This window comes from Geobacter sp. PheSNFMC (genome assembly GCF_059620965.1).
This window is the reverse complement of the sequence record NZ_JCAMRN010000009.1, coordinates 1-18,112: the sequence shown is the minus strand read 5'-3', so window position 1 is coordinate 18,112 and position 18,112 is coordinate 1. Positions and strand designations below refer to the sequence as shown.

Sequence of the window (18,112 nt, the reverse complement as noted above, 5' to 3'; positions counted from 1 at the left end):
ATTTGGTGTGCAGAGGGTATCTTGAAGTGCCTTTATTTTGTGCCACATTTTCCCCGTTTTCTTTCCGATGCCAAGCCATTCTCTTTAACATGCCGAATTTACCAATGGTTTGTATTTTTCTTTCTTCGTGGGCAGACTATTTGCTTTTATATCTTCACCAAAGACGCCGGGGGGATACGCCTTGCTTTTTGGGGGTGGTAAACCTATAATCCTCCAACTTTTCAACTATCCCAAGGGGGTGATGTGTCTTGAAAAAAGTCGAAGCGATTATCAAGCCGTTCAAGCTGGATGAAGTGAAGGAAGCGCTCAACGAAATAGGCATTCAGGGAATCACGGTTGGGGAAGTCAAGGGATTCGGCCGCCAGAAGGGACACACGGAACTCTATCGCGGTGCTGAATACGTCGTGGACTTTATCCCCAAGATCAAGATGGAGATCATTGTTGCCGACGACATCGTTTCCAAGGTGGTCGACACCATCGAGCAGGCCGCCAAGACGGGGCGCATCGGCGACGGAAAAATTTTCGTGACTCCGGTTGAAGAGGTTATCCGCATACGGACCGGCGAACGCGGCGAAGACGCGCTGTAGCATCCTATTCTATCTGTTTTCGAAAGGAGATTGTGTAAATGACGCCACAAGAGGTAGTAAGCTTCGCCAAAGAGAACGGCGCGCTGATGGTCGATTACAAATTCATGGACTTCGTGGGTATCTGGCAACACGTATCCGTGCCCATTTCGGAGTTCGGCGAAGATACCTTTGAGGAGGGTCAGGGCTTCGACGGTTCCTCCATCCGCGGCTGGCAACCCATCCACGCGTCCGACATGATCCTCCTGCCGGACCCTGCAACGGCCAAGATGGATCCGTTCATCGCCGTGCCGACCCTTTCCCTCATCTGCAACGTTTTCGATCCGATCACCAAGGAAGATTATACCCGCGACCCGCGCAACATCGCCCGTAAGGCCGAGGCGTACCTGAAGTCGACCGGCATTGGCGACACCGCTTTCTTCGGCCCCGAGGCCGAGTTCTTCATTTTCGACGACGTCCGGTACGACTCATCAGCCAACCAGTCGTTCTATGTGGTCGATTCGGTGGAGGGTGCCTGGAACACCGGTCGTGAAGAGTTCCCCAACCTGGGCTACAAGCCGCGCCACAAGGAAGGTTATTTCCCGGTTTCCCCCACCGATTCCCAGAACGACCTCCGCAACGAGATGGTCATGGAGCTCCAGAAGGTCGGCATCCGGGTCGAGTGCCAGCATCACGAGGTTGCCTCCGGCGGCCAGGCCGAAATCGACATGCGGTTCTCCTCCCTCGTCGACATCGCCGACCAGCTCCAGTGGTTCAAGTATGTCATCAAGAACGTTGCCTACCGCAACGGCAAGACCGTTACCTTCATGCCCAAGCCGCTCTATGGTGACAACGGCTCCGGCATGCACTGCCACATGTCCATCTGGAAGGACGGCCAGAACCTCTTTGCCGGCGACAAGTACGGTGGGCTTTCCCAGATGGCCCTCTGGTACATCGGTGGTATCATCAAGCACGCCAAGGCCCTGTGCGCCCTGACCAACCCGACCACCAACTCGTACAAGCGTCTGGTGCCGGGTTTCGAAGCTCCGGTTAACATGGCTTACTCCAGCCGTAACCGCTCCGCCTCCATCCGGATTCCCATGATGTCCACCAACCCGAAGGCCAAGCGGATCGAGTACCGGACTCCGGATCCCTCCTGCAACGGTTACCTGGCCTTTGCCGCCATGCTGATGGCCGGCCTTGACGGCATCGAGAACAAGATCGATCCGGGCCAGCCGCTGGACAAGGATATCTACGGGCTTTCTCCCGAGGAGCTCAAGGACATCCCGTCCGCTCCGGGAAGCCTCGAAGATGCCCTCAAGGCCCTGGAGGCCGATCACGAGTTTCTTCTCAAGGGTGACGTCTTTACTCCCGACGTCATCGAGAAGTGGATCGAGTACAAGATGGAAGCCGAGGTCAACCAGGTCCGGATGCGCCCGGTTCCCCTCGAGTTCGCTCTCTACTACGACGTCTAGTTGAGGGGGCAGCATCTGCGGCAAGCGAAAGGCGGGAGCAATCCCGCCTTTCTTTTTTGCACCGGCGGATCAGGCTGCTTCGTTGACTTTCTGTCCCATATCTGTTAGAAATGACCGATTTTACGAGGTGAAAAAGCCCCATTCATGGAAAATTTCTTTCTCAAGCTCTCCATCATGCTCGTGCCGGCACTCATGGCCATCACCTGCCATGAAGTCTCCCATGGCTTTGTCGCTGACCGCCTCGGCGACCGGACGGCCCGTTACATGGGCCGGCTCACGCTGAATCCCCTCAAGCACTTGGACCTCTTCGGCACCCTCATGGTTTTCATCGTCGGTATCGGCTGGGCCAAGCCGGTGCCGGTCAATTTCGGCAACCTGCGCAATCCGAAGCGTGACATGGTCTGGGTTGCGGGCGCCGGGCCCATTACCAACTTCGCGTTGGCCTTCCTCTCGGCCATGGCCATGCGCGGGCTGGCCGCGGCAGGCAGCATGCTGCCTGATAGTTCAGCCCTTCAGATGGCCCTGGATCCGATCGTGCTGATGCTCGCCTTTTCGGTCTACATCAACCTGCTCCTGGGCATTTTCAATCTGATTCCGGTGCCTCCCCTGGACGGCGGCCGCGTGGCCGTGGGGCTTCTGCCCCACCGCCAGGCCGAGCTCCTGGCGCGGTTCGAGCCCTACGGCATGATCGTCATCATTGTGCTGGTTTTTTTCACCAACATATTTGCAAAAGTCATCTCTCCAGTGGTGGATCTGGGCATCAGCATCCTTGCCGGTCCCCAGAGCGGTCTGGTGTACAGTGTCACGCATTTTCTGATGAGATAACGGGTGCGCGGACCCGGGGGCAAAGCGATGATCCCCCGTTGTCCCGTGCCGGCAAGGAGCCTGCAATGAGCAACAAGCGGATAGTAAGCGGCATGAGACCGACCGGCAAGCTTCACCTCGGCCATTTTCACGGGGTGCTGGCAAACTGGCGGGATCTTCAAGAGGAGTACGAATGTTTCTTCTTTGCCGCTGACTGGCATTCCCTTACCACCGAGTACGACAACACCGGCGCGATCCGCGACAACATCCGCGAAATGGTTATCGACTGGCTTGCCTTCGGGGTCGATCCTGCCAAGAGCGTGATCTTCCGCCAGAGCCTCGTGCCCCAGCATGCGGAACTCAACCTGATCCTCTCCATGATCACGCCCGTGTCGTGGCTCGAGCGCAATCCCACCTTCAAGGAGATGCAGGACAACCTCGATGCCAAGGATCTTTCCACCTTTGGCTTCCTCGGCTATCCGGTCCTCATGGCGGCGGACATCATCCTCTACCGGGCGGGAAAGGTGCCGGTGGGACACGACCAGCTCCCCCACCTGGAGATAACCCGCGAAATCGCCCGCCGTTTCAACTACCTCTACCGTGAAGTTTTCCCCGAGCCTGCGGCGCTCCTCACGGAAACCCCCAAGGTGCTCGGGCTCGACGGCCGGAAGATGAGCAAGTCGTACGGCAATTCCATCTATCTCTCCGAGACGGCCGAAGAGACCAGCAAAAAGATCATGTCCATGGTGACCGACACCCAGCGGGTCCGCCGCAGCGATCCGGGCGAGCCGGACCGGTGCGTGGCCTTCAACCTTCACCGTCTCTACGTCCCTGACGACGAACGGGCCGAAATCGTCGAAGCCTGCCGCGGTGCAACGATTGGTTGCGTGGACTGCAAGAAGATCCTTGCCCGTCATCTGGTGGAGACCCTGGCGCCGTTCCGGGCCAAGCGCGTGGAACTGGCGGCCCGTCCGGAACTGGTGGACGAGATTCTGGCCGAAGGAAGCGATCGGGCGGCCCGCGAGGCAACCATGACCATGACCGATGTCCGGGACGCCATCAGACTATGAGCGAAGGGGAAACCCTCACGCTCGGCCTTGAAGGAGCCGCTTCGCCCTACACGGTCAGGCTCGAGGTGTTCGAAGGCCCTCTGGATCTTCTCCTGCACCTCATCAAGAAGAACGAGGTGGATATCTACGATATCCCGGTATCCACCATCACGCGCCAGTACCTTGAGTACATACGCATGATGAAGGAGCTCAACCTGGAGGTGGCCGGCGATTTCATCGTCATGGCCTCCACCCTGATCCAGATCAAGTCGCGGATGCTCTTGCCGGCGCCCGAAGATGAGTCCGGCACAGAGGATGAAGAGGCCGACCCGCGGGCGGAGCTGGTGCGCAGGTTGCTGGAATACCAGCGGTACAAGGAGGCCGCGCTCACCCTGTCCGAACGGGAGTTGCTCGGCCGCGACGTGCATGTGCGGGCCGTAGCGGGGGATGAGCTTGAACCGGCCCATGAGGAGGAGCCGGCAGAGGTGGAGCTGTTCGAACTGATCGAGGCATTCCGGCGGGTTCTCGACCGGGTTTCCCAGGAGAGCTTTCATGAAGTGGGCTCCGAATCGATCACCATTGCCGAGAGGATCAACGATATCCTCACCGCTCTGGAGGGCAAGGAGTCGCTCCTGTTTGACGATCTTTTCCCCGAGGGATTCAACAGGGACTTTTTCATCGCGACCTTTCTCGCCGTGCTTGAGTTGTGCAAGCTGAAGATGGTGCGGGTCGTACAGGCGAGCCGCTACGGCTCCATCTGGATCGCGCCGGCGGTGCCGGATTCGGCGGATGCCGCCGGGGAGTTGACTGATGCACCGGCTTGAGTCCCTTGTGGAAAGCCTGCTTTTCGTTTCAGAGACACCGCTGTCTCTGGATCGTCTCTGCTCGCTGCTGGAAGAGTTTGACCGGGCCGCTATCCGCGAGGCTCTTGATCGCCTGCTGGAACGCTATGGCGGAGAGGGCCGGGGTATTGTCCTGGCTGAGGTGGGTGGCGGATTCCAATTCCGGACTCCCGCCGGCAATGGGGATGTGATCCGGCGGCTCACCAAGGCCCGGCCAGCCCGGTTCAGCCAGTCTGCTCTGGAGACACTGGCCATCATCGCCTACCGTCAGCCGGTCACCCGAGCCGAAATCGAATACCTGCGCGGGGTCGATTCGGGAGGAGTGCTGAAGACCCTGCTGGAGAAGAAGCTCATCAAGATTCTCGGCAAGCGCGATATTCCCGGAAAACCTCTCATCTACGGCACCACCCGCGAATTTCTCGAACTGTTTGCCCTGAGGGACCTGAAGAGCCTGCCGTCACTTAAGGAGATCCGCGAACTTTCCGAGTCCGCGGCATTCGAGCAGCAGGAGGAACTGCCGCTGGCAGCCCCTCCGGAAGAGGGCAGAGAGTAGTAAGTGTGGTATATGTTATATGTCGATGCGTTGCCACAGGGGGCGGCGCGGGGTCACGGGTGCCAAGGAGGATGCCATGGTACGTCAACCAGCAGTGGCCGGACAGTTCTATACCGATGACCCCCGCAAGCTCGAGGAGGAACTCGGCCGCCTGATCCGGCCCGTTCCCGCGCCGCGCCGCGCAACCGGCATCATCGCCCCCCACGCCGGCTACATCTACTCCGGTGCCATTGCCGGCGCCGTCTACGGCTCGATTGCCATCCCCCGCACCGTTGTCATTCTTGGCCCCAACCACCATGGCCTTGGCGCTGTCGCCTCGCTCTATCCCGACGGAGCATGGTTGTCGCCCCTGGGAGAGGTTCCGATCGAGCAGCGGCTTTCCTCGCTTGTTCTCGAACAGGTGCCCCAGGTGGAGCTCGATGCGATTGCCCACCGCTTCGAACATTCGCTGGAGGTGCAGGTGCCGTTCCTGCGCTATCTCAACAGTGACGTTGCCATTGTGCCGATGTGCCTGGGAGGCGGCGGGTATGGCTGGTGTCGCCAGGTGGGGGAGGGTCTGGCCCGGGCAATTGCCGCCTATGGCGAAGAGGTCCTGATCGTGGCGAGCTCAGACATGACCCATTACGAGTCGGCGGAGAGCGCCCGGCTCAAGGACGAGGCCGCGCTTTCGTGCGTGCTGGCGCTGGACGCCGAAGGGCTGTTGAAGGTGTGCCGGCAACGGGGCATAACCATGTGCGGTGTGATCCCGTCAGCGGTCATGCTGGTGGCGGCCCGGGAGCTCGGCGCGTCCCGGGCGGAACTGGTCAGGTACGGAACCAGTGGCGATGTGACGGGGGACAACAGGCAGGTGGTTGCCTACGCGGCGGTTGCGGTCTATTAAGTCTACTCTTCCTTGGATATCCTGACTACCTGCAGAACGCCGGGCATCCGCTCCAGGGTGGGGGCGTCCAGGGTTTCCGTGTCGCCGATGACGCCGATGATGGTCCGGTTGGCGCCGGTGGACTGGTGGATGTCGAAGTTGCGGTTGATCAGATATTCCTTTATGTTCACGAGCGCCTCTTCATCGGCGCTTTTTTTCATGATGATGAGCATTATGGCTCCTTCCTGCCGTCGGATTCCCCGCGGTGCGTCATGATCCGCTCCAGGCGCCGCGATTCGTCGATGACCCGTTCGAAAAGCCGCACGATGGCGCCGTCGTCCAGGGGACCGGAGTTTTCCCGCTGCATCCGATCGAAGATCTTTTTTTCCCGTGTCGGGTCATAGACCGGCAACCCCTTGTCCTTCTTGATGGCGCCGATCTCCAGGGCAAGCCCTGCCCGCCGGTTGAAGATCCTGAGCAATTCGCTGTCCAGCCGGTCGATTTCTTGGCGAATCTGGTCAATGGTCATTGCCGCCTCAGAATTGCTTCTTGATGAAGGAATCGTGTCTGCAGTGGATGTCGTCGCGTTCCGGGTAGTTGATGGTGTAGTGAAGTCCCCGGGACTCTTTGCGCTGGAGCGCGCATTTGACGATGAGCTCGGCCACGGTGGCGATGTTGCGCAGCTCGATCAGGTCGGAAGTGACGGTGAAGTTCCAGTAGTAGTCCTCGATTTCCTCCTGGATGAGGCGGATGCGCCGCAGGGCGCGCTCCAGCCGCTTGTCGGAGCGGACGATCCCCACGTAATTCCACATGAAGCGCCGTATTTCATCCCAGTTCTGGGAGACGACCACCATTTCGTCACTGTCCGTGGCAGTGCCTGAATCCCATCCGGGGATGACCGGGAACTCGAAGTGGTTCTGCCGCAACTCCTCCACTGCGTGCTGAAAGGCGCGTCCGGCATAGACCGCGGCCTCAAGCAGGGAGTTGCTCGCCAGGCGGTTTGCCCCGTGCAGGCCGGTGAAGGCGGCTTCGCCGATGGCATAGAGGTAGCGGATATCGGTTTCGCCGTTGGCATCCACGGCAACCCCGCCGCAGAGATAGTGGGCTGCGGGAACCACCGGGAGCGGATCCTTTGTCATGTCGAGCCCGAATTCGAGGCAGGTCTGGTAGATATTGGGGAAGCGGTTTCTGACGTACTCGGGGTCCTTGTGGGTGATGTCGAGGAAGACGCAGTCATCACCGTGGGTCTTCATCTCGTTGTCGATGGCCCGCGCCACGATGTCACGGGGGGCAAGGTCCTTGAGCTTGTGATATTTTTCCATGAACGCGGTGCCGTCGCGGCGCCGCAGGATCGCCCCTTCACCACGCACCGCCTCGGATATGAGGAACGATTTTGCGTGGGGATGGTAAAGAGTGGTGGGGTGGAACTGCATGAACTCCATATTGGCGATGGTGGCGCCGGCCCGGTAGGCCATGGCGACGCCGTCGCCGGTTGCCACGTCGGGATTGCAGGTGTAGAGATAGACCTTGCCCGCCCCGCCGGTGGCAAGCAGGGTGATCTTGGCGGCGAACGTTCTCACGACATTGTCTTCGATGCCGAGAACATGGGCGCCGAGGCAGCGGTTGGGGGCCACCCGCTTGCGGGTCACTTTCGCCTCGGTGATGAGGTCGATGGCGATATGGTGTTCGTAAATGCGGATGTTTGGGTTTTCCCGGGCCGCCACCACCAGCGCCCGCTCGATTTCGCGGCCGGTGACGTCGTCGGCGTGCAGGATGCGCCGCTGGCTGTGCCCACCCTCGCGGGTCAGGTCGAAGGCTTCGCCGCTGCGGGTAAACTGCACTCCCCATTCGATCAGGTTCCGGATGACCTTCGGGCCTTCCTCCACCACCATCCTGACCACGTCTTCATGGCAGATGCCCGCGCCTGCGACCAGAGTATCTTCCACGTGGGCGTCAAAAGTGTCGTCCTGGGAAAAAACCGATGCGATCCCACCTTGGGCATAGTTGGTTGCCGATTCGGTTACTTCGCGTTTTGTCACTATGGCGACGGTTCCATGACGCGCTGCCTGGAGCGCGAAGGAAAGTCCGGCGATTCCGCTGCCGATGACCAGAAAATCGCTCTCGATCTTCATTGCTTGTCTCCTAGAAGGGAAAGGGAAAGGTAGCTGCGGGGCTAGTGTGTAAACGGCATAACTGGGCGATTATTCTCCCCCGTCTGTGGTTTGTCAAGGTATTTTGGGCGCTTGGACGATGTGTGGCTCCCTTGGGGTTGCATTGGTGAGCGCGTTGGTCTATATTTTGAATGGCTTTACGCAGCGGTGCATGCCATATCCGCTGTGGAGGAGTAATGACAAAGACGTTCACGATCGTGGTGCTGGCAGGGGCGATGATCTGTTCTGCAGGAATCGCACCGGCCCTGGCCGACATCTACCGTTACGAGGACGAAGATGGGGTTGTCCATTTCACTGATGCCCCCACCGATAAACGCTTTAAGGTGTTCATGCGCGACATCAAGCGCGACAAGAAGCTCCGGACCACCTTCCGGTTGGCGAACTGCGTCCGCGACCCCAGGGAGTTCGAGCCGATCATCGATCAGTGTGCCCTTGAATACGGTGTCGACCGTTCTCTGGTGAAAGCGGTGATTCACGCCGAATCGGGCTACAACCCCAATGCCCTGTCCCCCAAGGGGGCCAGCGGCCTGATGCAGTTGATGCCGAAAACGGCCAAGGACCTGAAGGTTGCCAACTCCTTCGATCCCAAGGAGAACATCAAGGGGGGGGTGCGCTATCTCCGCTTCCTTCTGGACACCTTCAAGGGGGATGTGGCTCTGGCCCTGGCCGCATACAATGCCGGCATGTCGCGGGTGGCCCAGTACGGAGGCGTCCCCCCGTACCAGGAAACCCGCACCTATATTGACCGGGTGCTCAGCTACCAGAAATCCTATCAGACGAATTGAGACAACCAATGGCCCCCGAAACCGCCAGCCCCATCTGGAACCTGCCCAATATCCTCACCCTTGTCCGGATCGCCCTGATTCCGGTCATGGCAGTACTGTTGCTTTCTCCCTCGAAAGAGGCGGGCTTCTGGGCGGCTGCGGTCTTTGCCATCGCCTCGGTCACCGACTGGTTGGACGGCTACCTGGCGCGCAAGATGGAGATCGTTACGGTATTCGGCAAGTTTCTCGATCCCATTGCCGACAAGCTGATGGTAATGGCTGCCCTGATCATGGTTCTTCCCTTTGGTAGAATCCCCGCATGGATGGTGCTGGTCATCCTCGGCAGAGAAATCATCATTACGGGCCTGCGCGGCATCGCCTCCACCGAGGGGATCGTCATCCCGGCCAGTGATCTGGGTAAATTCAAGACCATCTTCCAGATCGTGGCCATCCTCGGCATTCTGCTCCACTTCGATTACCACTGGTTCTTCGGCATCGATCATCCCTATCTTTACGTCAACATGCATAACGTGGGGATGTTCTACCTCTGGATCGCCACCATCATCACCATCTGGTCCGGTGTCGACTATCTCGTCAAGTTCACCAAGGTCATCGCCCGCTAGCGGGTGCTATTTATCCAACTGTACCGGTTCGCAGACATTGTCGGCCGAGTTTGCCTCGGCGCCGCACATGAAGCAGGATACCGTGGGGGACGATGTCAGGTGTTTTACCTCGTCCATGAGTCCCTTGCTCTTGAGGACACAGAGATGCCCCTGATGTTTTTCTCCGCAACTGCATGTCGTGTGTTCAGCCATGATCCGTTTCCCTTTCTCTATGGTGCCGTTTTCGTTTGACGTTTGAAACGCCCCCGATGGGGGTGCATTTTTTCACGCAAAGCTGCTGCCTGTCAAGCCGGCATCCCGGAGAGGGCCCTGGCTGGCTCATCGATGCCATTTTTGGCGTTGACAGGAGGTGACAAAACCGGTATAAACCAAAGTCCGATTCGATGATCGGCGGCGTCGCCAAGTGGTAAGGCAAAGGTCTGCAAAACCTTTATTCACCGGTTCAAATCCGGTCGCCGCCTCCAATATGCAAAAGGGGCTAGCTCATGCTAGCCCCTTTTTTGCTTTTGGCTAGGGACCGGCCGTGGAACCTGATGATAAAGGGGGTTTCGGTTTTGCAACGGACGGCTTTTTCTGCTACGATGCCCCATCAATTCCACCAGCAGCAAGGTTTTCCCATGTCCGAACTTACTCCCATGATGCGCCAATATCTGGAGATCAAGGCCGATCACCCGGACGCAATCCTCTTTTTTCGTCTGGGCGATTTCTACGAGATGTTCCTTGACGATGCGGTCAAGGCGTCGCGCATCCTTGACATCACCCTGACCTCGCGCAACAAGGGGGGCGACGGTGCTGACATTCCCCTCTGCGGCGTCCCTTTTCATTCAGCGGCACCGTATATCGCCAAGCTGGTCGAGGCGGGCGAGAAGGTTGCCATCTGCGAACAGGTTGAGGACCCCAAAAGCGTCAAGGGGATCGTCAAGCGGGAAGTGGTCAAGGTGGTTACTCCCGGCCTGGTGATCGACGCCGAGAGCCTTTCTCCCAAGGAGAACAATTATCTGTTGTCACTTTTCCCCGGCACGGCCCGCTGGGGCGTTGCCTACCTCGATCTCTCCACCGGTGATTTCCGCGTAACCGAAACCGATTCCGCCGATGCCGCGTGGGCGGAGGTGGCCTGCGTCAACCCCCGTGAAATCCTGATGCCACTCTCGTTCAGGGACGGCGGGGCGGGGAATGAGCGCCCGGACCTGGCGGCGGGGCGGATGCTCAGCTATATTGACGAATGGGTGTACGATGCCGAGTATGCCGAGCGGATGGTGCGCAATCATTTCGGGGTCGCCTCCGCGGAGGCGGCTGGGTGCGGCGGCATGGACTGCGGCCTCCGGGCCGTTGCCGCGGTGCTCCACTATCTGCAGCAGACCCAGAAGGGGGACGTTCGCCACATCAGCCACCTTCTGGCCTACCGAACCCAGGAGTTCCTGGTGCTGGACGAATCCTCCCGGCGCAACCTGGAGTTGAACGCCACCCTCGGCGATGGGAAGCGGCGCGGCTCTCTCCTCGGTTTGCTGGACCGGACCGTGACGGCCATGGGGGGGAGAAAGCTTAAGCAGTGGATTAATTATCCTCTTGTATCTATTGAAAAAATAAACGAACGGCTTAATGCGGTCGAGGAGTTGACCGCTGATGCCGAGTTCAGGCAGGGAATCCGGGCAGCCCTTGATGGCGTCTATGACCTGGAGCGGCTCAACGGACGGATCAGCCTCGCTTCTGCTTCTGCCAAGGATCTGGTTGCCCTGCGCGCTTCCCTGGTACGGTTGCCGGCGCTTCTCGCCCTCCTGGCGCCGTCAGCCTCAACGCTCCTGGCCAGGCTGCGGGACGGGATCGATCCCCTCGCTGACGTGGAGGAACTCATCGGCCGTGGCATCGTGCCCGATCCTCCCTTTGTTCTCCGTGAGGGGGGGATCATTGCGCAAGGGTACCACCCTGAGCTTGACGAACTGCGCAGCATCAGCCGGGAAGGGAAGGGGTTCATTGCCCGCCTGGAAGCCCAGGAAAAGGCGCGCACCGGTGTTTCTTCGCTCAAGGTCCGCTACAATAAGGTGTTCGGTTACTACATCGAGGTGACCAAGTCGAACCTGTCGGCCATCCCTGACGACTACATCCGGCGCCAGACCCTGGCCAATGCCGAGCGTTTCATCACGCCGGAGTTGAAGGAGTACGAGGAAAAGGTGCTCGGGGCCGAAGACAGGATCGTGGAGCTGGAATACGCGCTCTTCCAGGAGATCCGCCAGCGGGTGGCGGCCCAGGGGGAGCGGATCGCCCGCACCGCGGACCGGCTTGCGGCCCTGGACGTGCTGGCGGCCCTGGCCGATGTGGCCCACGACCATCGCTATGTCAGGCCCACGGTGGACGAAGGGGACGCCATCCTTGTCACCGGCGGCCGCCATCCCGTGGTGGAGGCCCTGAACCGGTCCGAGCGGTTCGTTGCCAATGATGTGCAGCTCGACAACGGGGAAAACCAACTGGTCATTATCACCGGCCCCAACATGGCCGGTAAATCGACCTTCATGCGCCAGGTGGCCCTGATCGTTCTCATGGCCCAGACAGGGTCCTTCGTGCCCGCCGACGAAGCCCGCATCGGCGTGGTCGACCGCATCTTCACCCGGGTTGGCGCGTCGGACAACCTGGCGCGGGGCCAATCGACCTTCATGGTCGAGATGATGGAGACCGCGGCGATTCTGCGCAATGCAACGCCGCGCAGCCTGGTCGTGCTCGATGAGATCGGCCGGGGAACTTCTACCTTTGACGGGGTTTCCATTGCCTGGGCCGTGGCCGAGTATCTGCACGACACGGAGCGGTGCGCGGCAAAGACCCTCTTTGCCACCCACTACCACGAGCTGACCGAGCTTGCGGTGACGCGCAGCAGGGTAAAGAACTGCAACGTTGCGGTGAAGGAGTGGAACGATCAGGTAATCTTTCTCCGCAAGATCGTCGAGGGAGGGGCCTCCCACTCCTACGGCATCCAGGTGGCCCGCCTGGCCGGACTTCCGCAGGAGGTCATCGAGCGGGCCAAAGAGATTCTCCACAACCTCGAAAAGGGAGAGTATGCCGAGGGGGGCATACCGCGTATCGCCCGGGGTAAAAGGGCCGGAACGCCAAAACCGTCGCCGCAGATGTCCCTCTTCGACCAGGGTGATGACCTGCTGCGCCGGCGGATTGCTGGTTTGAATATTGCAGCCCTTACCCCCCTTGAAGCGCTCAATATTCTGGACGAGTTGAAAAGGATGGTCTGAGGTCGTGATGCGAAGCACGCTGACATATGGTTTTTTGTTGGTGCTGATGTCCTGGAGCCTGCTCTTTGTTGCGGATATTCACGCAAAGGAAGGGACCGCCTCGAAAAAGGGTACGGTCACCAAGGAGGCGGCACGAAAGAAGACTTCCGCAGCCAGGGTGACCACGACGAAAAAGACAGGGGGAGCTGAGACGCGAAAATCTGCCCCCGGCGGGGCCGGGACCGCCAAGCCCGCGGAGAGCAACGGCGCAGCGGCTGGCGAGGCACTGGCTTTGATAACAGATGTCCGCTACTGGTCGAACCCCGATTACACGCGGGTCGTCATAACACTGGACCGGGAGGTGCGGTTTGAATCCAACCAGATCAAGCAGCACGTGTCCGACGCGAATCCTTCCCGTATCTACATCGACCTGAACGCTTCGCGCCTCGGTCCCGGCGTGAAGGATCTCTCGGTCGGCGACGGCTTGCTGAAGACCGCCCGGGTGGGTCAGTACCGCGCTGATGTGGTACGAGTGGTGCTCGATGTCGAGAATGTGAAGGATTACAAGGTATTCCCCCTATCGGATCCCTTCCGGATCATCATTGACGTGAAGGGGGTGCGTCCCCTGGAGATCAGCCGTCTCACGGAGCAAATCCAGCCGGCCCCGGCAGTGGCGGCCGAGCCGAAGAAGATCGAGCCGAGGGAAGATAAGCCCCGTGCGGGAGCACGGTTCAAACCGGGCAAAATCAGGCGCATTGTGGTGGATCCCGGCCACGGCGGCCACGACCCGGGCGCTGTGGGCGCCCATGGTACCCAGGAGAAGAACGTAGTGCTGGCCATCGGGCTCAACCTGGCGGAAAAACTCCGTGACGAGCTCGGGATTGATGTGGTCATGACCCGTTCCACCGACGTCTTCATCCCCCTGGAGGAGCGAACTGCCATCGCCAACAAGGTGAACGCCGACCTCTTTGTGTCCATTCATGCCAATGCCTCGCTCAATCGCGGCGCATCGGGCATCGAGACCTACTATCTCAACCTGGCCAAGACCGAGAAGGCCGCGCAACTGGCGGCCCGCGAGAACGGCACGTCCTTGGAAAAGGTAAGTCTCCTCCAGGCGATCCTCTTCGACCTCATGGCCAACTACAAGCTCAACGACTCAGCTCATCTGGCCGAGGAGGTCCAGAAGGCTCTCTACCGCAAGCTCCAGGGACATTATCCGTCCACCAAAAACCTGGGGGTCAAGCAGGGGCCGTTCTACGTGCTGGTGGGTGCCACCATGCCGAGCATCCTGGTGGAAACAGCATTCATCAGCAACGAGGCCGAAGAAGAGCGCCTCAGGGATTCCTCTTATCAGGAACGAGCCGCCGAAGGCGTCCTGGAGGGAATCAAGGCATACATTTCCAGCCTCAAGTAAGCGGCAGTCGGAACACGCACCCTATATTCATCGAGGTGATATGCAATTCGACATTGACCGATACTTCCCCGACACCTTCCAGGAGAGCGGCGACGCCGGCCGGGCATCCTTTGAGGAAAAACGACCGCTCTACCTTGCCGCCAGCAAGCACTTCCTCACCCATTACCGCGAGGAGATCAAGGCCATCCACCGTGGCGGGGCGGCCGGCACGACGGTGGTGAAGCATATCACCGCCATGACCGATACCCTCATCCGCAAGCTTTTCAGGAGCATCACGCGGGACGTGGCCCAGCCGGGACGGGGCCGCGAGCACCTGACGCTCACGGCCATTGGCGGCTATGGGCGCGGCGAACTGAATCCCCATTCGGACATCGACCTGATGTTCCTCTATGGCGGCAAGGATGCCGCGCGGGTGGAGGATATCGCTCAGAAGCTCCTCTATTTCCTGTGGGACATGCGCCTGGATGTGGGATACTCCGTCCGCACGCTGCAGGATTGCGTGGACATGGCCAGCTCGGATCTGACCGTGCGGACGGCACTTCTGGACTCCCGGGTGCTGGCGGGTAGCCGGGTTTTTTTCCGCGAGTTCGAGAAGGTGATGCTGACCCAGATCCTGGCAAAGAAGAGTGATTCGTTCATCCGGGACAAGGTGGCGGAACTGCGTAAGCGGAGGGAGAAATACGGCTCATCGGTCTATCTCCTGGAACCCAACGTGAAGGAGAGCGAAGGGGGCCTGCGGGATCTTCATACGGCCCTGTGGGTCATGAAGATCAAGTACAAGGTGAAGGACCCCAAGGAACTGGTGGTGAAGGGGGTTCTGTCCGAGGATGAGCTGGCCTCCTACCATGAGGCGCTCTCCTATCTCTGGCGCGTCAGGAACGAGCTCCATTTTCTCGCAGGCCGCAAGAACGACCAGCTCACCTTTGAGGCTCAGACGGAACTCGCAGCGTTTTTCGGCTACGAGGATTCGGCGCGCACCCTCGCCGTCGAAGAGTTCATGCGTGATTACTACCTGCACGCCAATCGGGTTGAACACCTGGCCTCATCACTCATTGCCCGCTGCATGAGGAAGGAGGAAGGGGCCTTCAGGATTCTGGGGTACTTTACTCGCCGTCCCATTGGTGACGGGTTTTACATTCTCAAGGGGGAGCTTGTCATCCCCGATGAATCGGTAGTCGAGAAAGAGCCTGCCCGGCTCATGAAGATCTTCGAGTATGCCCAGAAGCACGGCGTGGAAATCAGCGTTGGCGTCAAGTCGCTGATACGCAAGAATCTCCATCTGGTCAATGACAAGTTCCGGCGCAGCCGGGAGGTGAACCAGTCGTTCTTCGCCATCCTCCGCAGTGACAAGGGGGTGCCCGAAACGCTCCGCCTGATGCATCATCTTGAGTTCCTCAACCACTTCATTCCCGAATTCGGCCACATTTACTGCAAGGTCCAGCACGATCTCTACCATATCTACACGGTCGACATGCATTCGCTCTTTGCGGTGGAAGAGATCGTCAAGCTGCTGCGGGGCGAGCACGAAAAGGATCTGCCACTGCTTACCTCGCTGGTGCGCCAGGTAGACAAGCGGGAGCTGCTCCTTCTCGCGGTTCTGTTCCACGATATCGGCAAGGGCGAGGGTGGCGGCCACGCGGAAAAGGGTGCGGCCATGATGCCCACCATTGCCCGGCGCATGGGGCTCTCAAAGGAGGACAGCGGGCGCCTGGAGTTTCTTGTGCGGCAGCATCTGCTCTTCGCTCACATTGCCCAGCGTCGCGACCTCCACGACGAGAAGATGATCGTCCAATTTGCCCGCCAGATGGAAAAGAGCGAAAACCTGAAGATGCTCTACCTGCTGACCTATGCCGACATCAGGGCGGTGGGCACGGATGTCTGGACGGAATGGAAGGCGAGGCTCCTTCAGGAGTTGTACGAGAAAGCCTTTAACGTCCTCGAACGGGGCGATTTCAGGCTTGAAGCGCACAGCGAGCGGGTAAAGAAGGTCAAGCGGAAGGTGGTCGAGCTTCTGGGCGACGAGTATCCCGCCGCCGCGGTCAGGGAAGAGCTGCGCGCCATGACCATCCGCCATATTTTGTCCAATCCCGCGCCCGTCATTGCCGAGCACGTGAAGATCCTCCATGCCCTGGAACCGGGCGGCGTCCTCACGCAGGTGACGCACGTGCAGGAAGGCGGTTATTCGACCTATTCCATCTGCACCTGGGACATCCCCGGCCTGTTTTCCATGATTACCGGGGTCATGGCAGCCAATGGCATCAATATCCTCGGGGCCCAGATACACACCAGCTCCAACGGTAAAGTCCTCGATATCCTTCAGGTCAATTCGCCGCAGGGGTTCATCATAACCGAGGAGCGCCGCTGGAACCGGGTCGATGGAGACCTGCGCCAGATTCTGACCGGAAAGATCCGGGTGGCTTCCCTGGTGGCCAAACGCCAGAGGCCGACGCTTCTGACGGAGCGGCCCAAGCCCCGCTTTCCCTCGCGGGTTGATATCGACAACGAGGTGTCGTCGGACTACACCGTCATCGATGTCTATACCCACGACAAGATCGGGCTGCTTTACCGGATGACGAGCACGCTCACGGACCTGGGTCTCTACATCGGCATTGCCAAGATCTCCACCAAGGTGGACCAGGTGGCGGACGTCTTTTACGTGAAGGATATCTTCGGCCACAAGATCACCAGTGCCGAGCGGCTGGAGGAGATCAGGGAAAAACTCCTGGCCGCGGTTGAGTTGGCTGAATGAACCAGCACCTGGACCTTTTTCTTGGCTATCTGGTGGTCGAGAAGGGGCTTGCCCGCAATTCGGTGGAGTCCTATGCCAGGGACCTGAACCGTTATCTGGCTTATGTCGAGCAGCACGCGGGAGCTGATCCTGCCGCTGTCCGCCCGCTTCATGTGGCGGATTTCCTGGCGCACCTCAAGGAGTCGGGACTCGGCGCCAGGAGCCGCGCCCGCGCCCTGTCCGCAGTACGGATGTTTCACCGCTTCCTGCTGGTGGAAGGATATGCCGAAACCAATCCCACCAGCATCATCGAGGCGCCCCGCGTTCTGGCCAAGCTGCCCCAGGTCCTGACCGGCCGGGAGGTGGAGATGCTTCTGGCCGCGCCGGCCGGCAATGCCCCCATCGAGGTGCGGGACCGAGCCATGCTGGAGCTGCTCTACGCGACGGGCCTCCGGGTTTCCGAACTGGTGGGTCTGCGCACGAGGGATGTGAACACCTCGGCCGGTTACCTCATGGCCGTGGGCAAAGGGGGGAAGGAACGGCTGGTCCCCATGGGCGAGGCGGCCTGTGCCGCCGTAGCGCTCTATCTTTCCTCGGCCAGGACGCAACTGGGCCGGGGCGGGGAGAGCCTCTTTCTTTTCCTCAGCAGGCTCGGTGAACGGATGACTCGTCAGGCTTTTTGGAATATACTAAAGAAACGCTCAAGGCAGGCCGGCATTCTGAAGGGAATTTCGCCCCACACGCTCAGGCACTCGTTCGCCACCCATCTGCTCGAAAACGGAGCGGACCTGCGGAGCGTGCAAGCCATGCTCGGCCATGCGGATCTCTCAACAACCCAGATTTATACCCATGTTACCCGCAAGCGGCTGAAGCGTCTGCACGAGCAATTTCACCCGCGCGGCTGAAATGCCGGTCAGGGTGTGGAGATGGTAACGTGAAGTGAAATCCTGATCCTGTGATGAAAGGAACTGACATGAAGTACATTGTGTTACTCGGAGATGGCATGTCCGACGAGCCGATGCCGGAACTGGGCGGGAAAACGCCGCTCCAGGCGT

17 protein-coding genes and 1 tRNA gene are annotated in these 18,112 nt (G+C 59.7%); 14 read left to right on the top strand and 4 right to left on the bottom strand.

The genetic code is table 11. From position 1 onward, the window contains the following. Nucleotides 1-248 precede the first annotated feature (248 nt). From AC6CDK_RS03405 to amrB, 7 genes are all read left to right on the top strand, one after another. Nucleotides 249-587 carry a P-II family nitrogen regulator gene (locus AC6CDK_RS03405; RefSeq protein WP_010942480.1) on the top strand — a complete coding sequence of 113 codons (339 nt, stop codon included), beginning with the start codon at nucleotides 249-251 and terminating at the stop codon, nucleotides 585-587. Nucleotides 588-625: 38 nt separating this feature from the next. Further along, on the top strand, nucleotides 626-2,038 hold the full coding sequence (gene glnA / locus AC6CDK_RS03400; protein ID WP_039644381.1) for a type I glutamate--ammonia ligase: 1,413 nt from the start codon (nucleotides 626-628) through the stop codon (nucleotides 2,036-2,038). Nucleotides 2,039-2,182: 144 nt separating this feature from the next. Next, on the top strand, nucleotides 2,183-2,863 hold the full coding sequence (locus AC6CDK_RS03395) for a site-2 protease family protein (RefSeq protein WP_066357347.1): 681 nt from the start codon (nucleotides 2,183-2,185) through the stop codon (nucleotides 2,861-2,863). 65 nt (nucleotides 2,864-2,928) lie between these two features. After that, nucleotides 2,929-3,912, top strand: a complete 984-nt coding sequence (gene trpS, locus AC6CDK_RS03390) for a tryptophan--tRNA ligase (protein ID WP_066357349.1) — start codon at nucleotides 2,929-2,931, stop codon at nucleotides 3,910-3,912. Beyond that, nucleotides 3,909-4,715 (top strand): segregation and condensation protein A, encoded by an 807-nt coding sequence (locus AC6CDK_RS03385; RefSeq protein ID WP_066357351.1) that lies wholly within the window; start codon nucleotides 3,909-3,911, stop codon nucleotides 4,713-4,715. The genes trpS and AC6CDK_RS03385 overlap by 4 nt, the downstream gene beginning before the upstream one ends. Further along, a complete protein-coding gene (gene scpB, locus AC6CDK_RS03380; RefSeq protein ID WP_066357353.1) occupies nucleotides 4,702-5,286 on the top strand; it encodes an SMC-Scp complex subunit ScpB in 585 nt (194 codons plus the stop codon). The genes AC6CDK_RS03385 and scpB overlap by 14 nt, the downstream gene beginning before the upstream one ends. 76 nt (nucleotides 5,287-5,362) lie before the next feature. Continuing rightward, nucleotides 5,363-6,166: an AmmeMemoRadiSam system protein B gene (amrB, locus tag AC6CDK_RS03375; protein WP_192905650.1), complete on the top strand. Its 804-nt coding sequence runs from the start codon at nucleotides 5,363-5,365 to the stop codon at nucleotides 6,164-6,166. A 2-nt stretch (nucleotides 6,167-6,168) separates the two neighbouring features. On the opposite strand, the gene AC6CDK_RS03370 is transcribed toward amrB, so the two are convergent. The 3 genes from AC6CDK_RS03370 to nadB are packed head-to-tail and all read right to left on the bottom strand — an operon-like array spanning nucleotide 6,169 to nucleotide 8,277. Beyond that, nucleotides 6,169-6,378 carry a hypothetical protein gene (locus tag AC6CDK_RS03370; RefSeq protein ID WP_039644393.1) on the bottom strand — a complete coding sequence of 70 codons (210 nt, stop codon included), beginning with the start codon at nucleotides 6,376-6,378 and terminating at the stop codon, nucleotides 6,169-6,171. Next, nucleotides 6,378-6,674, bottom strand: a complete 297-nt coding sequence (locus tag AC6CDK_RS03365; protein ID WP_039644395.1) for a chorismate mutase — start codon at nucleotides 6,672-6,674, stop codon at nucleotides 6,378-6,380. The genes AC6CDK_RS03370 and AC6CDK_RS03365 overlap by 1 nt, the downstream gene beginning before the upstream one ends. 7 nt (nucleotides 6,675-6,681) lie before the next feature. Then, nucleotides 6,682-8,277: an L-aspartate oxidase gene (gene nadB, locus AC6CDK_RS03360; RefSeq protein ID WP_066357355.1), complete on the bottom strand. Its 1,596-nt coding sequence runs from the start codon at nucleotides 8,275-8,277 to the stop codon at nucleotides 6,682-6,684. A 215-nt stretch (nucleotides 8,278-8,492) separates the two neighbouring features. On the opposite strand from nadB, the gene AC6CDK_RS03355 reads away from it, so the two are divergent. Next, nucleotides 8,493-9,101: a lytic transglycosylase domain-containing protein gene (locus tag AC6CDK_RS03355; RefSeq protein WP_039644399.1), complete on the top strand. Its 609-nt coding sequence runs from the start codon at nucleotides 8,493-8,495 to the stop codon at nucleotides 9,099-9,101. A gap of 8 nt (nucleotides 9,102-9,109) precedes the next feature. Next, nucleotides 9,110-9,703 (top strand): CDP-diacylglycerol--glycerol-3-phosphate 3-phosphatidyltransferase, encoded by a 594-nt coding sequence (pgsA, locus tag AC6CDK_RS03350; protein WP_039644404.1) that lies wholly within the window; start codon nucleotides 9,110-9,112, stop codon nucleotides 9,701-9,703. Nucleotides 9,704-9,709: 6 nt separating this feature from the next. Here pgsA and AC6CDK_RS03345 read toward each other — a convergent pair whose 3' ends face one another. Then, a complete protein-coding gene (locus AC6CDK_RS03345; protein ID WP_082833129.1) occupies nucleotides 9,710-9,895 on the bottom strand; it encodes a hypothetical protein in 186 nt (61 codons plus the stop codon). A gap of 197 nt (nucleotides 9,896-10,092) precedes the next feature. Here AC6CDK_RS03345 and AC6CDK_RS03340 point away from each other — a divergent pair. From AC6CDK_RS03340 to xerD, 5 genes are all read left to right on the top strand, one after another. Next, nucleotides 10,093-10,167 (top strand) — tRNA-Cys (locus tag AC6CDK_RS03340). A 153-nt stretch (nucleotides 10,168-10,320) separates the two neighbouring features. Then, nucleotides 10,321-12,936 (top strand): DNA mismatch repair protein MutS, encoded by a 2,616-nt coding sequence (gene mutS, locus AC6CDK_RS03335; protein WP_192905649.1) that lies wholly within the window; start codon nucleotides 10,321-10,323, stop codon nucleotides 12,934-12,936. A gap of 46 nt (nucleotides 12,937-12,982) precedes the next feature. Beyond that, on the top strand, nucleotides 12,983-14,329 hold the full coding sequence (locus AC6CDK_RS03330; RefSeq protein ID WP_226048433.1) for an N-acetylmuramoyl-L-alanine amidase: 1,347 nt from the start codon (nucleotides 12,983-12,985) through the stop codon (nucleotides 14,327-14,329). Nucleotides 14,330-14,369: 40 nt separating this feature from the next. Next, entirely contained in the window at nucleotides 14,370-17,078 is a 2,709-nt protein-coding gene (gene glnD, locus AC6CDK_RS03325; protein ID WP_039644415.1) for a [protein-PII] uridylyltransferase, read from the top strand. Further along, the gene (gene xerD, locus AC6CDK_RS03320; RefSeq protein ID WP_192905648.1) at nucleotides 17,075-17,962 is read left to right on the top strand and encodes a site-specific tyrosine recombinase XerD; all 888 of its coding nucleotides are present in this window, start codon (nucleotides 17,075-17,077) and stop codon (nucleotides 17,960-17,962) included. The genes glnD and xerD overlap by 4 nt, the downstream gene beginning before the upstream one ends. Nucleotides 17,963-18,112: the final 150 nt, after the last annotated feature.

What these genes read in the sequence shown, in the direction of transcription:
- glnA (WP_039644381.1), top strand. Translation starts at nt 626, where the DNA reads ATGACGCCACAAGAGGTAGTAAGCTTCGCCAAAGAGAACGGCGCGCTG.
- AC6CDK_RS03395 (WP_066357347.1), top strand. Translation starts at nt 2,183, where the DNA reads ATGGAAAATTTCTTTCTCAAGCTCTCCATCATGCTCGTGCCGGCACTC.
- trpS (WP_066357349.1), top strand. Translation starts at nt 2,929, where the DNA reads ATGAGCAACAAGCGGATAGTAAGCGGCATGAGACCGACCGGCAAGCTT.
- AC6CDK_RS03385 (WP_066357351.1), top strand. Translation starts at nt 3,909, where the DNA reads ATGAGCGAAGGGGAAACCCTCACGCTCGGCCTTGAAGGAGCCGCTTCG.
- scpB (WP_066357353.1), top strand. Translation starts at nt 4,702, where the DNA reads ATGCACCGGCTTGAGTCCCTTGTGGAAAGCCTGCTTTTCGTTTCAGAG.
- amrB (WP_192905650.1), top strand. Translation starts at nt 5,363, where the DNA reads ATGGTACGTCAACCAGCAGTGGCCGGACAGTTCTATACCGATGACCCC.
- AC6CDK_RS03370 (WP_039644393.1), bottom strand. Translation starts at nt 6,378, where the DNA reads ATGCTCATCATCATGAAAAAAAGCGCCGATGAAGAGGCGCTCGTGAAC.
- AC6CDK_RS03365 (WP_039644395.1), bottom strand. Translation starts at nt 6,674, where the DNA reads ATGACCATTGACCAGATTCGCCAAGAAATCGACCGGCTGGACAGCGAA.
- nadB (WP_066357355.1), bottom strand. Translation starts at nt 8,277, where the DNA reads ATGAAGATCGAGAGCGATTTTCTGGTCATCGGCAGCGGAATCGCCGGA.
- AC6CDK_RS03355 (WP_039644399.1), top strand. Translation starts at nt 8,493, where the DNA reads ATGACAAAGACGTTCACGATCGTGGTGCTGGCAGGGGCGATGATCTGT.
- pgsA (WP_039644404.1), top strand. Translation starts at nt 9,110, where the DNA reads ATGGCCCCCGAAACCGCCAGCCCCATCTGGAACCTGCCCAATATCCTC.
- AC6CDK_RS03345 (WP_082833129.1), bottom strand. Translation starts at nt 9,895, where the DNA reads ATGGCTGAACACACGACATGCAGTTGCGGAGAAAAACATCAGGGGCAT.
- mutS (WP_192905649.1), top strand. Translation starts at nt 10,321, where the DNA reads ATGTCCGAACTTACTCCCATGATGCGCCAATATCTGGAGATCAAGGCC.
- AC6CDK_RS03330 (WP_226048433.1), top strand. Translation starts at nt 12,983, where the DNA reads ATGTCCTGGAGCCTGCTCTTTGTTGCGGATATTCACGCAAAGGAAGGG.
- glnD (WP_039644415.1), top strand. Translation starts at nt 14,370, where the DNA reads ATGCAATTCGACATTGACCGATACTTCCCCGACACCTTCCAGGAGAGC.
- xerD (WP_192905648.1), top strand. Translation starts at nt 17,075, where the DNA reads ATGAACCAGCACCTGGACCTTTTTCTTGGCTATCTGGTGGTCGAGAAG.